Origin of the sequence: Granulicatella adiacens ATCC 49175 (assembly GCF_025150565.1) — a bacterium.
Classification (GTDB): domain Bacteria; phylum Bacillota; class Bacilli; order Lactobacillales; family Aerococcaceae; genus Granulicatella; species Granulicatella adiacens.
Window position 1 is genome coordinate 952,764 of sequence record NZ_CP102283.1, and the last position, 15,864, is coordinate 968,627.

The 15,864-nt window shown below is 34.9% G+C and carries 11 protein-coding genes; 10 read left to right on the forward strand and 1 reads right to left on the reverse strand.

Annotated elements, in window-relative coordinates; genetic code table 11:
* Positions 1-49 precede the first annotated feature (49 nt).
* The gene (locus NQ540_RS04780; RefSeq protein ID WP_005605418.1) at positions 50-1,048 is read left to right on the forward strand and encodes a 2-hydroxyacid dehydrogenase; all 999 of its coding nucleotides are present in this window, start codon (positions 50-52) and stop codon (positions 1,046-1,048) included.
* Between the two features lie 52 nt (positions 1,049-1,100).
* Here the strand turns inward: NQ540_RS04780 and trhA are convergent, their stop codons facing one another.
* Positions 1,101-1,766 (reverse strand): PAQR family membrane homeostasis protein TrhA, encoded by a 666-nt coding sequence (gene trhA, locus NQ540_RS04785; RefSeq protein ID WP_005605420.1) that lies wholly within the window; start codon positions 1,764-1,766, stop codon positions 1,101-1,103.
* Between the two features lie 196 nt (positions 1,767-1,962).
* Between trhA and deoD the strand changes: the two genes are divergently transcribed.
* The 9 genes from deoD to NQ540_RS04830 all read left to right on the forward strand — a co-directional run bounded on the left by deoD (position 1,963) and on the right by NQ540_RS04830 (position 15,799).
* Complete coding sequence (gene deoD / locus NQ540_RS04790) at positions 1,963-2,667, forward strand: purine-nucleoside phosphorylase (protein WP_005605422.1); 705 nt, start codon at positions 1,963-1,965, stop codon at positions 2,665-2,667.
* Between the two features lie 26 nt (positions 2,668-2,693).
* Complete coding sequence (locus NQ540_RS04795) at positions 2,694-4,187, forward strand: S41 family peptidase (protein WP_005605424.1); 1,494 nt, start codon at positions 2,694-2,696, stop codon at positions 4,185-4,187.
* An 11-nt stretch (positions 4,188-4,198) separates the two neighbouring features.
* Positions 4,199-4,849 carry a signal peptidase I gene (lepB, locus tag NQ540_RS04800; RefSeq protein ID WP_005605425.1) on the forward strand — a complete coding sequence of 217 codons (651 nt, stop codon included), beginning with the start codon at positions 4,199-4,201 and terminating at the stop codon, positions 4,847-4,849.
* Between the two features lie 83 nt (positions 4,850-4,932).
* A complete protein-coding gene (abc-f, locus tag NQ540_RS04805) occupies positions 4,933-6,411 on the forward strand; it encodes a ribosomal protection-like ABC-F family protein (protein WP_005605426.1) in 1,479 nt (492 codons plus the stop codon).
* Positions 6,412-6,731: 320 nt separating this feature from the next.
* A complete protein-coding gene (locus tag NQ540_RS04810; RefSeq protein WP_005605427.1) occupies positions 6,732-12,248 on the forward strand; it encodes a putative Ig domain-containing protein in 5,517 nt (1,838 codons plus the stop codon).
* A 204-nt stretch (positions 12,249-12,452) separates the two neighbouring features.
* Positions 12,453-13,154 (forward strand): MgtC/SapB family protein, encoded by a 702-nt coding sequence (locus tag NQ540_RS04815; RefSeq protein WP_005605428.1) that lies wholly within the window; start codon positions 12,453-12,455, stop codon positions 13,152-13,154.
* 172 nt (positions 13,155-13,326) lie between these two features.
* Positions 13,327-13,980 carry an NAD(P)H-dependent oxidoreductase gene (locus NQ540_RS04820; protein ID WP_039848771.1) on the forward strand — a complete coding sequence of 218 codons (654 nt, stop codon included), beginning with the start codon at positions 13,327-13,329 and terminating at the stop codon, positions 13,978-13,980.
* A 188-nt stretch (positions 13,981-14,168) separates the two neighbouring features.
* Positions 14,169-15,029, forward strand: coding sequence for a ribosome biogenesis GTPase YlqF (ylqF, locus tag NQ540_RS04825; RefSeq protein WP_005605431.1), 861 nt, complete (start codon positions 14,169-14,171; stop codon positions 15,027-15,029).
* Positions 15,029-15,799: a ribonuclease HII gene (locus NQ540_RS04830; protein WP_005605433.1), complete on the forward strand. Its 771-nt coding sequence runs from the start codon at positions 15,029-15,031 to the stop codon at positions 15,797-15,799. The genes ylqF and NQ540_RS04830 overlap by 1 nt, the downstream gene beginning before the upstream one ends.
* Positions 15,800-15,864: the final 65 nt, after the last annotated feature.

The window sequence follows — 15,864 nt, forward strand, 5'->3', positions numbered from 1 at the left end:
GATCGAATTTCGGTCTACTTTTCAATTTATATAAAATGGAGGATTTAAAATGAAAGTTTTAGCATATGGGGTTCGTGAAGTTGAATTACCAATTTTCGAACAAGTAAACAAGAAATTCGGATACGAATTAACATGTATTCCAGAATACTTAAATTCTGAAGAAACTGCCCGCAAAGCAGAAGGTTTCAAAGCTGTTATCTTACGTGGTAACTGCTGGGCAAACAAAGAAACTTTAGATATCTACAAAGAATTAGGAGTAGAGTACGTATTAACTCGTACTGTGGGTGTAAACCACATCGATGCTGAATACGCAAAATCATTAGGAATGAAATTAGGTTACGTTCCTTTCTATTCTCCAAACGCAATTAGTGAATTAGCAGTTACTTTAGCAATGACATTATTACGTAACGTTGCTTACACTGCAGCAAAAACTAGCCAACAAGATTTCACAGTAGATACTCAAATGTTTGCTAAAGAAATCCGTAACTGTACTGTTGGGGTTGTTGGTATCGGACGTATCGGTTTAACAACTGCAACATTATTCAAAGGTTTAGGCGCTAACGTATTAGCTTACGATGCTTTCCCTAAAGAAGGCGTTGATCATATCTGTACTCAAGTACCTTTAGATGAGTTATTAGCAAAATCAGACGTGATTTCAATTCACGCTCCATACATTCCAGCAAACGGAAAAGTAATCACTAAAGAATTCATCAGCAAAATGAAACCAGGTGCTATCTTAGTAAACACTGCTCGTGGTGAATTACAAGATATCGATGCGATCATCGAAGCATTAGAATCAGGTCACTTACGTGGTGTTGGTTTAGACGTTTTAGAAGGGGAAAGCGAAGTATTCTTCAAAGACTTACGTGGTCAAGAAATCAAAAATCCTGCTATCCGTAAATTAGTTGAATTATACCCACGTGTATTATTAACACCTCATATGGGTAGTTACACTGATGAAGCAGTATTAAACATGGTTGAAACAAGTTTTGAAAACTTAAAAGCATATGTTGAAACTGGTTCATGTAAAAATGACATTCAATGCTAATTGAAAGAAAAGAAAACATCTCTTAGAATTTTCTAAGAGATGTTTTTTTGCTTTATAAATATTTGAAAATAGCCAGAAACATAAAAATGGCTCCTGCTAGAACGAATATATGCCAAATCACATGGTAAAAATTATGATATTTACGTTTGTAGAAGATTGTACCAAGAGAATAACTTAATCCACCCAAGAAGAGATAGAAAATGCCTCCCCAACCCATACTTTCATATAAAGGTTTCAAGGTGAAAATGGATACCCATCCCATTGCTAAATAAAGAAAGACAGATATTTTGGAGAATTTCTCTAAAAAAAATGCTTCAATAATGACGCCACCAACTGCAAAAATCCAAATAGCAATACAGAACATTAAACCTTCTTGACCTCCAATTCCGATTAAACAGAAAGGGGTATAAGTACCGGCAATTAATAAATAAATCGAAGAGTGATCAATTCGTTGAAATACTTTTGCGGCTTTTGTAAATTTAAAGCTATGATAGAGCGTTGACGCTAAAAATAATAAGATAAGTGAAGCTCCATAAACACTAAATGCGATAATTTGCGTGGTATTATTGACTGCCACAGCCTTCATTAAGAGAAGTACAAGCGCAGTAATGGCTAATGCGACTCCAATGCCATGAGTGACCGCATTAAGGACTTCACCGACAATCTCTGATTTTATCGATTGGACTTTTCGTTCTTTTTTGAGAGTTGATTCTTTCATAGAAACACGCTCCTTTCAATACATCTTATTATAGAAGGCAAATCGTTATTTGTCCAACTGACTTTTTTGTGAACCTGAAGCATATTCGTTGTTAAGAAAGGCTTAAAGGTGCCTTTTTAAGTTTTCATTAATTCCATTTTATAGTAAAATAGTGGATATATAAGTATTGGGGTTTCCCAGAAAAGGAGATTTAACAATGAGTGTTCATATTAATGCAACGAAAGGGCAAGTTGCCGAATCAGTTTTAATGCCAGGAGATCCATTACGTGCGAAATTTATTGCTGAGCATTACTTGACTGAAGTGGAACAATATAATGCGGTCCGAAATATGTTTGGATATACAGGACTTTATAAAGGACAACGTGTTTCTGTTCAAGGAAGTGGAATGGGAATTCCTTCAATTATGATTTATGCAAAAGAATTATATACTGAATTTGGTGCAGAACGCATCATCCGTATTGGTTCTGCGGGTGGTATGCAAGAGAATGTTAAAGTTCGTGATATTGTATTAGCTCAAGGAGCTACTACAGATTCATCAATCTTCAATAACATTTTCCATAATCAAGTAACGTTTGCTCCAATTGCAAGCTTTAATTTATTGGATAAAGCATATCATCTTGCGAAAGATCGTGGTGTAGGTGTACACGTTGGAAACGTACTATCATCAGATCGCTTCTATAATGCGGAATTAGATAAGAAAAAATTAATGGATTATGGAATGCTATGTGTTGAAATGGAGGCTGCTGGACTATATGCATTAGCAGCACAACATAAGAAAGAAGCTTTAGCAATTCTTACCATTAGTGATCATCTGTTAACAGGTGAAGAAACAACTGCACAAGAACGTGAACAAACTTTTAACGACATGATGGAAATCGCGTTAGAAACAGTTCGTGCATAAAATTTGAATAGAAAGAAGGAACCCGAATGGGAAATAATCCAAAACCTCAAGGAGCTGTTCAAACAGGCTTAGAGTCAAAAAAAGTTTCCGTTTGGATTTTAATACTGGCTGTACTAATCACTGCTGCTTTAACTTACTTTGGCACAACTCTTACAGTTTCACCACAAACCCAAGCGCAAACTACGCAATCTACGCAAACTACCAATGGAAATTCTAATAGTAGCGTGCTCTCTAACGAAGACTTAAGTAAAATAGAGTTAGTCTATAAAACTTTGATGAACGGTTATGTGGATAAGAACATCTCCAAAGACAATCTTATTAATGGAGCCTTAAAAGGAATGAGTGATGCAGCTGGAGATCCGTATACAACCTATTTAGTAAATGAAGAAACAGCGGCGATAGACGAAACACTAACGGGTTCTTTCGGAGGAATCGGTGCGGAATTAAGATCTGAAAATAATAAAGTGATTATCAGTAATACTCGTGAAGGAACACCTTCTCAAAAAATAGGATTACAAGAAAACGATGTAATTCTTAAAGTAGATGGTGAGGATATGGAAGGAAAAAGTATTTCTTATGTAGTATCCAAAGTCCGTGGAGAAGTTGGAACAGATGTCACTTTAACCATTCAACGTGGAAGTCAAGAATTAGAAGTAAAAATCACTAGAGCGAAAATTTCCATTGAGACTGTAAAGGGCACTGTAGATGAAACAGATCCAACGATTGGTCATGTAAAAATCAATTCGTTTGCTAAAAATACAGCTCAAGAAGTTGAAAATGCTGTGACTGATTTACGTCAAAAAGGCGTGAAGAAATTTATCTTTGATGTGCGCTATAATCCTGGTGGATTGTTAGACCAAGCATTAGCGATTAGTAATATGTTTGTAGAAGAAGGCAAGACTATTTTAAATATTGAAGATAGAAATGGTAAAATTACAGCCTATAAAGCTTCTAAAGAATATGGTACCTTTAAAATCACAGAACCTTATGCGCTTCTTGTGAACGAAGGAAGTGCTTCTGCATCTGAAATTTTAGCAGGAGCCCTTAAAGAATCTGCAAATGCAAAATTAATTGGTTCTAAAACATACGGAAAAGGAACCGTACAGTCTGTAGTTGATGTTTCAAAAAACGCAGAGCTAAAATATACAACTGCTAAATGGTTAACTCCAAATGAAACGTGGATTCACAAAACAGGAATTGAACCAACCGAAGCGGTATCAATGCCTGAATACTATAACATTACAATTGTGGATACTCGTGAAGTCGTAAAAGAAGGTTCTGTATCTGATAATGTTAAAACTATCGAAACAATCTTAAAAGGTTTAGGATATGATGTAAAAGCAGATGGATATTTTGATTCTAAAACAACTGAAGCAGTAAAACAGTTCCAAAAATCAAAAGGAATCTCAGAAACTGGTGAAGTGAATGAACAAACGGGATCGGCTTTAATGAATGCAATTCGCGAAGAATTGAAGAAAAACGATACACAATATAAAGCTGCGGTGAAAGCATTACAATAAGGAGGATAGGAATGAACGAAGAGAATCAACTAGAAAATTCAAGCCTATCATCTATTGAAGAACGTCTTCAGTCTCGAAAAGATAAGAGTAAACAAAAGAAAAAACTTCATCCAATCATCGAGGAAATTGTGAGTTGGATTTGGTCAATAATTGTTGCAGCAACTATTATGTTTCTTTTATACGTTTTTGTAGGAAGACCATTTACGGTTAGTGGACAATCGATGTATCCTACACTTCATAATGGGGATCATATGATTATGTCAAAACTTGGAGGTATTAATCGTTTTGATGTGGTTATTTTGAAAGCACCCGATGAAGACAAAGAGTATATTAAACGAGTGATTGGGATGCCTGGAGACACTGTTGAAGTGAAAGGCGGAGTCCTTTACATTAATGGAAAACAGGTAGAACAGCCGTTTATCAATTCGAATAGTGATAAAAAGACCGTCTATATTGATGATTTTACATTAAAACAATTGACTGGAGAAGATAAAGTACCAGAAGGAAAATACTTCGTAATGGGAGATAACAGAGGAGTTTCAAAGGATAGCCGAATGATTGGATTTATTGATCAGGCTTCAATTGAAGGAAAAGCAGTATTTACTGTTTGGCCTCTAAATAGAATCGGTGGTCTTAAAGATTACTCAAATTTATACCATTAATATAAAGGTGATTACGATTATCGTAATCACCTTTTTGTGTCTTTAAATGAATATGGTAAAATTAGAATAGAGGAGGTGGGTTCATGACTGATATTTCTTTAAAGAATGTTTCTTTTTCTTACTATGGTAGTCTAAGACCTATTTTTAATCAGATAAATCTATCTTTTGATACAAATTGGAAGATAGGTTTGATTGGAAGAAATGGAATCGGTAAAACTACCTTATTAAAAATGTTAACGAAGGAATTAGAATATACAGGTGTCATTACAAATAGCACTACATGCTTTTATTTTCCTCCTACAATTAAAAATCATGATTTAACGTGTTTGGAAATATATAGACAAAGTAGTGAAGAGGAAGAATGGAAATTTATAAGAGAGCTTAATCAATTAGGTTTAGATTTAAGAGTTTTGGATCAGCCTTTATCTTTATTATCTCCAGGAGAACGTATGAAAGTTCTTCTTGGAATTCTGTTTACGAAGGAAGATGCTTTTGTATTAATTGATGAACCTACGAATCATCTTGATTCCTTAGGAAGAAAGGTAGTGAGCGAATATCTTCGTAAAAAAAGGCAGGGGTTCATGGTTATTTCACATGATCGTGAATTTTTAGATGGATGTATCGATCATGTATTAGCCATTAATCGCAATAGTATAGAAATCCAAAGTGGAAATTACAGTAGTTGGTATCAAAACAAACTCCAAAAAGATCAACTAGAATTTAATGAAAATCATAAACTAATAAAGGAAATTAGCCGATTAAAGGATGCTTCGAAGGAAACCAAACAATGGTCCGATCGGATTGAAAACACTAAAAATGGGCATAAAATATCGGGAATTAAACCAGATAAGGGATATATTGGGCATCAATCCGCAAAAATGATGAAAAAATCAAAGAATCTTATAAAACGGCAAGAAAAACTAATTGAAGAGAAAGAACGGTTACTAAAAGATATAGAGCTTCAGGAAACCTTGTTTTTACAACCATTGAACTACCCTAAAAAGGAATTCATAAAAGTGAATCATCTTTATTTTAATTATGGAGATAAAAATATTCTTCAAGATCTTTCTTTTGTGATAAAAAGAGGGGATAGAATATCGATTAATGGAGAAAATGGCTCTGGAAAAAGTACTTTATTTAATTGTCTGATTGGTAAACTAGAAGTGGAGTCCTCTATGATTTTAAAGCCAAAAAATCTAAAAATTTCTTATGTTCCTCAGGAGATTAAAAATTTAAAAGGAAGCTTTAAAGAATATATTCGGTCAAAGGAAGTCGATGAGACACTCTGTAGAACTCTATTATCAAAACTAAATATTTCGAAAGATCTGTTAGAAAGTGATATCGAGTCTTACAGTGATGGTCAAAAAAAGAAATTGTTATTATCAATAAGCTTAGCTACGAAAGCTCATTTGTATATATGGGATGAACCCATGAATTATATCGACGTAATTTCTAGAGAGCAAATTGAGAAAGTAATACTGGATAATGATATTACTCTTATATTTGTTGAACACGATAACTATTTTAAAAAGAAGATTGCTAATAAAAATATAGAATTGTAATAATCAAATAAGTTTTTAAATTTATCAAGGAGATTATCAAAAGGTAGTCTCCTTTTTTACGTGTTGATTCTCACAATATTCGAAATAAATTCTAATAAAATATATAACTTTATGAATTTTTCGCAAAGTTTGAAATATTTTGAATTTTTCAGGCAATTTATGTTGATTTTTATTTAAAAATAACTAGAATGGTACTGTACGATTGTTATCTGATTGGGTATGTTAATTATCATTTGTATAGTTTTATTTCAGGAATGGTGGCAGGACTACAAGAAAGAAGGAGAAAAAGTAAAATATCATAATAAAGGTGAGGAATTATAATGAAATTTGAAAAACGCCAAAAGTTTGCAATAAGGAAATTTAGTGTTGGAGTTGCTTCAGTTATTATTGGACAATTCTTTTTAGGTACTGTATCAAGCGCACCCGCTGTTCAGGCTAGTGAAGTCATTGAATCTAGTATAAAGTCACAAGACAAAGATGCTGAAGAAGAACAAATATCCAAAGTTGGTTTGCCGACTGAGACAACTAAACAGAGTGAAGAAAAAGGAGTATTAGAAAATAAGGAAATTACTTCTAGGGCAAACCAATTTAAAAAGGAACAAGAAATTGTTAATCTAGAATCTAATAAAGTAAATAATTCTGAAAGTGAAGAAATCAACAAGGTAACAACTGATAATACAGATAACAAAACGAGAGAGACAACTAATAAAGAAGATGGTTTAGAGTCAAACCTTTCAAAAGAGCAATTAAATAATGCAATCGTTGAAGGCGAAGTCGTAACGAAAGAAGCCGAAAAATTTTTAAATAATTTAAATGATTCAACTAATAAATCCGAAATTGAAGGATTATTGCGTCATACATCCGAATTATTGAAGGAAGCAAGAGCTGTTATTCTTTCTAAAGATGAAAAACAAGAGTCCTTAGACATACTTCGTTTAAATCTATCCAATGCCATTGAAACTTTATGGAATCAGATGAAAAGTTCAGGTCACACTGATAATGTAAGTTATCTGCTTAATACAGCTGGGTTGCAAGTGTCTTCTCCAGTTAACGAAAAACCTTATATGACCCTTGAACGTTATTTTGGCCCTGATGAGGGAAGATCGAATTTAGATTATAAAATAATTAAAGATGGTTCTACATTAGAATTAAGGTATAAGGTTGGATTAACTCGGATTACACCTGATGAAGTAGAATTAACTCAAGATGCGAAAGATTTAGGATTTACTTATGAAAAAGAAACAGGTTTTTTAACAAGGGATTTACCATTAAATCATCAATTAGCAAGTAAAAAGTATGAAATTGGTCTTCAATCAAAATTAGATTCATCTACTCGAATTGTTGCTAATCTTATTGTTGAAGAGCCTCCATTATACAGAATTGTTGATAATTATTCTTATTCTTATTTTAATAGTGGACAAACTGGATCAAACGATTTAAAGGGAGATTCTGTTACTTATGATAGCAAAACTAATACAGCGTATATGACTGTAACTCCTTTCGGGTACTATCTAAACTCTAGTAAGGCTAGTACTATTACAGATACTACAGCAGAAACTCCACAATATACTTCGAATTTATGGATGTCTATTCCAGGGAAAAAAACTGAATATAATAATGTAAACAATGATGCACCTGTTAAAATTACAAAGTTTGAGGTTAAAAATGCTAGTCCTGGAGTAAAAGTCGAATTTTCAATAGATAAACCTGCTTCTGCTGATAATGTGTTTGTTTTAAATACTTCTCCATATTCAGTTTCTGACAATTTAACTGGGAATAAGGCTGTAGAGACGTTTTATAGTGCATACTCTACAACTGCAAAAGATAGAGAACTATCTCCATATCGTATTAATTTTAAAGGATTACCAGAAAAAGCAGGTAATTATTTTGTGGATTTTGAAGTGACAGATAACATTGGTCGAGTAACACCGTACCATCTAAATTTGATTACTAAAGAAATCTCTCAAACAACGCCGAAATCAGAACACCCGAACTTTACATTAACGAATGCTGATGTTATGTTTGAAACTGATAAAATTTATCAAGTATCAAATCCGACACCTGTAGCCATTCCATCTACAAACCAGAAACAGACTATCGGAAATTTGGTGTTAAATAAAGCAAATGCCACATTAGAGATTCAACATGATAGTCTTCCTCAAGGAATAACTATTGAGAAAGATCCTTTAGACAAGACAAAATATATTATTACTAAAAAGGCAGGGGTAGTCCTACCTACTGGTGTGTATTCGTTTAAAGCTAAAGCTATTGATGGACATTTTGGTGATAACAATCTATTTCGTACTTTTAAGTTTGAAGTATTAGAGGGGTTAAATAATATTCCTGATCAAAGTTGGCAGGAGGGACAAGCTATACCTAATGTACCAATTTCTCTTACAAGTGGAACGAATATTACTAATCTGTCTGTGGAGTATGAAGAGGATAATGAGCATGTTCATTTTGAGTCTAATAGCAGCAATAATGGTTTAGCTGGATTTGCTGTTAAAAAGACTGAGGGTAAGAAAACTGCAATTGTAACGGCAACCTATTTAAATAGTGAAAATGAGATTCGCCAGATTAAAACGAGATTTACCTATGAAGTTACACCTCGATTAGTGTCGAATTTAAATTTAACGATTACAAATGATAGACAAACAGTTGTTGAAGGGAATAAGTATAAAGATATTCAGTTTAATACTAGTGAGGGTGCTGAATTAAATGTAGATGAAAGTAAAATTCCCTTTGGATTAACTTATGATAAAACTTTAAAGAAATTTTCGGGGGTTGGCCAGTATGAAGGGAAATATATTATCCCTGTTACAGCTTCAAAAAATGGAGAATCTATAACAAAACTAGTTGAACTAACGGTTACACCTGGTGCGTTTAATATCCCAAGCGTTTCTTATGAATTTACTGCAGGAAAAGAAATAGAACCAATTAGTCTAACGATTCCAGAAAACACAAAAGTAAACTATACTTCTGGCTCTTTACCTACAGGATTAAAATGGTCTGAAGATAAAAAAACAATTACAGGAACACCGTCTCAGGTTGGGACTTATACCGCTTCAGCAGATGTTACAAGAACTACTGCTGCTGGAAGTATCCAAAGAGCAACTGCAACAATTAAGATTAAAGTAAATAGTATACCACTTAACTTTACGATTCCTAATAATCGTAAAGAAGTGAAAGTTTTAGACGCTCTTCCTTCAATTCCGTTGCAAGCAGAAGGTGCAAATATTACTCTAACTTCCGGTTCCCTACCACCAGGAGTTAATTATAATTCAGTATCTAAAACGCTTGAAGGTACACCGACTAGAGTTGGGACTTACACAGCTACATTTACAGCAACAAGTGCGACGATTAGTGGCAACACAACTGCTAGTGCATCTGTAACAATCACTGTTACACCAAGGGATTTAAATGTTACAGTTGAAAATAAAAACCAAGAGAAAACAGTCCTATCTCCTGTAGACGAAGTGAGATTAACAGTTTCTGATGAGAAGGCTAGATTAGAGCTTGATACTAGTAAACTTCCTCAAGGGTTAACATACAATGCTTCCACGAAAACAATTTCTGGAACTGCTACAAAAGTTGGTGATTATTACGTACCTTATAAGGCAACATTTGCTGAAATGGCAGATTCTCCGGTGTCTGGAGGATATATTAGATTTAATATCAGACCTCTTCCTGTAAGTATCAATGTAACCGACAAAGAACAAACCATCCATTTAGGCGAAAATATCAAAAAAATGGTCGTGAGTCATAGCGAGCATTCAAAACTTGGAGCAAGATACTTAAGTGTAGATTTACCTGAGTCAGACTTAGACTCTTATCTAGAATCAACGGCAGGGTTACATTATGATCGTGCAACTCACACAATTAGTGGAACTCCTACAAAAGCTGGAGTATACAAAATTCGTATGAAAGCGTCTGTCGATTCAGATTCATTAGGAAAAGGGACAGCAGAAGAAATTATTACCTTGAAGGTTATTGATGATCCAGTATCTCTTGATATGAAAAATGATCGTCAGTTAATTGTTCTAGGAAATAAAGCTAGACCTGTTACATTACAGGTTCCTTCTGATGCTAGAGTGAGTGTTGACCAAACAAAACTTCCTAGCGGTCTAACATACAATGAGCAGACGAAAACAATTGAAGGAACTCCAACAGTTGCTGGTCAATATGATATTCCAGTAACGGTAACAAGTTCTAGTGGAAATAAAACCATTACAAAAAATATCTCGATTGATGTTGTTGACCTTACGCCACAACAAGTGACTCCTCCAACAATTTCTGTTAAAGAAAATAATGACGGAACTCACACAATCACCATTACTCAACCTGATGGTCAATCTCCAATAGAAACAATCATTAAAAATGGTAAAGATGGAGAAACTCCTAAAGTTAAAGTAGAACGTAATGACGCTAAGAAAGAAACAAAACTAACGTTCTACAAAGACGTAAACGCCAATAATGAGTTTGATGAAAATACTGATACTGTATTAGGTACATCTGTAATCAAAGATGGCGCCGATGGTCAAAAAGGAGAACAAGGTCAAGCTGGTCCTCAAGGTGTTGCCGGTCCTAAGGGTGACAAAGGAGATCCAGGAGCAGTTGGTCCTCAAGGTGCAGCTGGAGCTAAAGGTGAGCAAGGCGAACAAGGTCAAGCAGGTCGTGACGGTAAAGACGGCGAAACTCCAAAAGTTAAAGTAGAACGTGATGACACTAAGAAAGAGACAAAACTAACCTTCTACAAAGACGTAAATGCTAATAATGAGTTTGATGAAGCCACTGATACCGTTCTTGGTACTTTAATTGTTAAAGACGGACAAGACGGAAAAGCAGGTCCTAAAGGCGATCCAGGAGAAGCTGGACCTCAAGGTGTAGCCGGCCCTAAAGGTGATAAAGGTGATCCGGGAGAAGCTGGACCTCAAGGTGTAGCCGGTCCTAAGGGTGATAAAGGAGACCCAGGAGAAGCAGGTCCTCAAGGTGTAGCTGGACCTAAGGGAGATAAAGGCGATCCAGGTGCAGCCGGAGCTAAAGGTGAGCAAGGTGAACAAGGTCAAGCTGGACGTGACGGTAAAGACGGAGAAACTCCAAAAGTTAAAATAGAACGCGACGATGCTAAGAAAGAGACAAAACTAACGTTCTACCTTGACAAAAACGGTAATAGTCAGTTTGATGAAGCCACTGATGAAGTTCTTGGAACATTTGTTGTAAAAGATGGCGAAACCGGACCTAAAGGAGACAAAGGGGATCCAGGTGTTTCCGGTCAAAATGGTATTGACGGGAAAGATGGTATTTCTCCAGTTATTACATTAACTGATAATAATGATGGAAGTTATACAATTTCAGTAACAAATCCTGACGGAACTAAACAAGAAGTCGTAGTTAAAAATGGGAAAGATGGAAAGGATGGAACATGTAATTGCTCTATTTCGCCAACAAATGGAACTCCTACCAATCCAACATCCACAAATGGAATTCCATCTAACGGAACGACGACTAGTGTTACACCATCAAATGGTTCTTCGACAAATGGAACTCCAACAAATAGTACTCCAACAAATAGTACACCTTCTACAAATACACCAGGAAATAATACTCCTGTTGGAAGCACAACTATTGGAGGAGCAATTCCATCAGCAATTCCAGTGAATTCCGATAAGAATCCATCATTAGTCGCAAGTACTATCTCAACTACAAATAAAGTAGCTAATGAGACTAACAATAATGCTATTTTGCCAAATACTGGAGCGCATACAGAAGTCATTCCAATGCTTCTAGGGAGTGGTATTCTTTTAACACTCTATGTAGGTAAAAGAAAAGAAGAATAGTTGTTAGAGTGGTTTTTCTTAAAAAATTTATTTTTTCTAGAAAAGCACCTATTTAAAAGATCAGGAAGATTGAGTCGTAAGTACTCACTTCCTGATTTTTTTGTTAAATTTCCTTTTTCTTTCTCCAGTAAACGATTTCATAAAATTTGACTTTCTTATTAAACAAACGTAAAATAGGAATACACGTTTTTAGGGAGGAAAGATATGGATCAAGTGTTTATACGTTCATTTGATGCAATGCTTGAATTACGACATTTTACATCAATTATTTTGGCTTGTATTTGTGGTTTATTAATTGGTTATGAAAGAAAAGCAAGGAATAAACAAGCCGGAGTAAAGACACACGTGATTGTTTGTCTTACTTCTGCCTTAATGATGATTATTTCTAAAGAAGCTTTTCTGGACACTCCAGATTACGATACTTCACGTGTGGCTGCTCAAATTGTAAGTGGGATTTCCTTCATTGGTGGTGGTATCATTTTCATGAGGGATAAAAAAATAAGTGGTTTAACAACAGCTGCTGGTATTTGGGCTACTTCAGGGATTGGAATGGCCATTGGTGGAGGATTTTGGTTCTTTGGTATTGTTTGTAGTATCTTTGTTATGTTAATTCAATGGTTAACACATGATTTTACAAAACAGCAGCAGATTTATCAGGCAAGTATTAATGGAACTGTAGGAGATATTTCTCTTGTTCACGATATTTATGAATACTGTAATTTAAAACAATATCAAATCGCAAATGTGGATGTTAAGGATATTGGAGGAAAGTACGAAATCAATATTCAAATAGAGAATGATAAGAGAATCCTAATTGATGATATCGAATCAACCATCAGAGAAAGACATATTGACTTTAAAATTAAAAAGGTCAAATTTAAATCTTCTGAAAATAATCCGCAATAGTTATAGTGAGACTGGACTACTCCAGTCTTATTTTTATATCTATTATTGATTAAAAAGAATTATTTGTGAGTGAATTGCTATTTTGTTTATTGGCTGATAAACTTAATTTATATGAGTTAATCATTTGTTAGTTGAAGTTTTCGTAATAATCAAGATAAAGGAGTTTACTATTATGAATAGAGAAGAAATTATTGCGTTGCAACATCAACGTTATGCTACTAAAAAGTTTGACCCAACACGTCGTATTTCTGATGAAGATTGGGCAGCCCTTGTCGAAGTAGGACGATTAGCACCTTCTTCATTGGGGTTTGAACCTTGGAAATTGCTTTTACTAAACAATGAAGGAATGAAACAAGATTTAAAATCAATGGCATGGGGCGCTGTTTCAATGCTCGATGGAGCAAGTCATTTTGTGATTTATCTAGCTCGTAAAGGATTAAACTATGAAACACCTTATATTGAAAAAATAATGCAAGAGGTAAGACATAGACGTTATGACCCGGATTCTGCATATGCGCATCGAATCAAGAGCTTCCAAGAAAATGATGCACAGCTAAACGATGAACGATCACTCTTTGACTGGGCAAGTAAACAAACGTATATCCAAATGGCGAATATGATGAATGCAGCAGTTTTGATGGGAATGGATTCTTGTCCAATTGAAGGATATGATAAAGCTAAAGTTGAAGCTTATTTAGAAGAAAAAGGAGTTTTGGATACATCAGAATTTGGAGTATCAGTAATGTGCGCGTTTGGTTATAGAGATGAAGACATTAAACCAAAAATTCGTTGGAATACAGAAAGTATTTATGAAGTAATTGATTAGAAGTAATTTTTTCATAGCAAACAACTGCTATCTCAGTACATCAGCAATGAATAATTGCTACTGTACTGAGATTTTTTTATTATAAAGAATAAGGAAGAGAACGGAAAAAAGGATTAAAACATGGTATAATGTTCGTTGGTTCTATAAGAATGTTTTTGTGAATGTAATATAGAAAGGATTCGAAACGTATGGCAACAATCCAATGGTTCCCGGGGCATATGGCCAAAGCGCGCAGGGAAGCAACTGAAAAATTGAAATTAGTCGATGTCGTGATTGAAATGGTGGATGCTCGTATTCCAGAATCAAGTCGCAATCCTATTATCGAAGAAATTAAAGGACAGAAGAAGCAATTAATCTTATTAAATAAAGTTGATTTGGCAGATCCATCTCAAACAAAACGTTGGAATGATTATTTTACTAGCCAAGGAATTAAAGTTCTTACAACAGAAGCTAAAGATGGCAAAGGGATAAAACAGGTTAAAGCGGCCATTAAGGAATTAATGGCGCCAGTCTTTGAAAAGAATCTGGAAAAAGGTATTCGTCCTAGACCGATTCGTTTAATGGTTCTCGGAATTCCTAACGTAGGAAAATCAACCTTTATCAACCGTATGATTAATAAAAATCAAGCTGAAACAGCAAATCGTCCTGGTGTTACAAAGGGACAACGCTGGTTAAAAATCGGAAATGATTTTGAATTACTGGATACTCCAGGTATTTTATGGCCAAAGTTTGAAAGTGAAGAAGTTGGGAATAAACTAGCACTTACGGGTGCGATTAAAGATGCACTCCTTCACATGGATGATATTGCACTTTTTGCTCTTAGTCAGTTTAAATTAGATTATCCAGAGTATTTAAAGAAAGCTTATCGTTTAATAGATAGCGATTTAGAACTTTCAAATGTTGATTTATTAATGTTAATTACAAAGAATTTAGGCTTTAAAGAAGATTATGAAAAGGCAAGTGAACGAATCGTGTTTGATATTCGTTCAGGAAAACTGGGTCGTTATACATTAGACCAAGCGCCTGTGTCGTTAACGGAGGAAGCATAATGGAAAAACGTTCCATCAAAGAAATTAAATTGATTCTTGAAAAAATTCAAACGTTGTCGGATGAACGTTTAACAGAACTTAGAAGTGACGATCGTAAAGGAGTTCAAGATTTAATCGCAAAGTTTGAACGTCATTTCGCCAAAAAAGCAGAACGTGCTGCACACTTTGAGGAAATGCAAAGCTTTGAACGTGCAGCCCAACAAAAAGGCTATCGAATGATTGCAGGAATTGATGAAGTGGGTCGCGGCCCACTTGCCGGTCCAGTGGTAGCAGCTGCTGTCATTCTTCCTGAAGGTATGGAAGATATTGGTCTCGATGATTCTAAGAAGTTGAGCGCGAAAAGACGCGAAGAAATCTTCGAAATGATTAAAGAGCAAGCTGTTGCGATTGGTATCGGTATTGTCGATGCATTCACGATTGATAAAATTAATATTTATGAAGCTAGTAAAGTGGCGATGAAACGAGCGATTGAATTGTTGCCTGAACAGCCAGATTATTTATTAATTGATGCGATGAGATTGGATACAGGAATTCCACAAGAAGGCATTATTAAAGGGGACGCGAAGAGCATCTCGATAGCCGCGGCAAGTATTGTTGCTAAAGAGGTAAGGGACCAAATGATGAAGGATTACGAACAACTGTATCCAGGATATGGATTTGCACAAAATGCAGGATATGGTACGAAAGCACACATAGAAGGTCTTGAGAAATTAGGTCCGACGCCAATACATCGTATGACATTTGCACCTGTAAAAGAATATCAACAATAAAGTTCCAAAAATAAACTCTTTCTCGTAAATAGTTTTGAAAACTATTTACCGGAAGGAGTTTATTT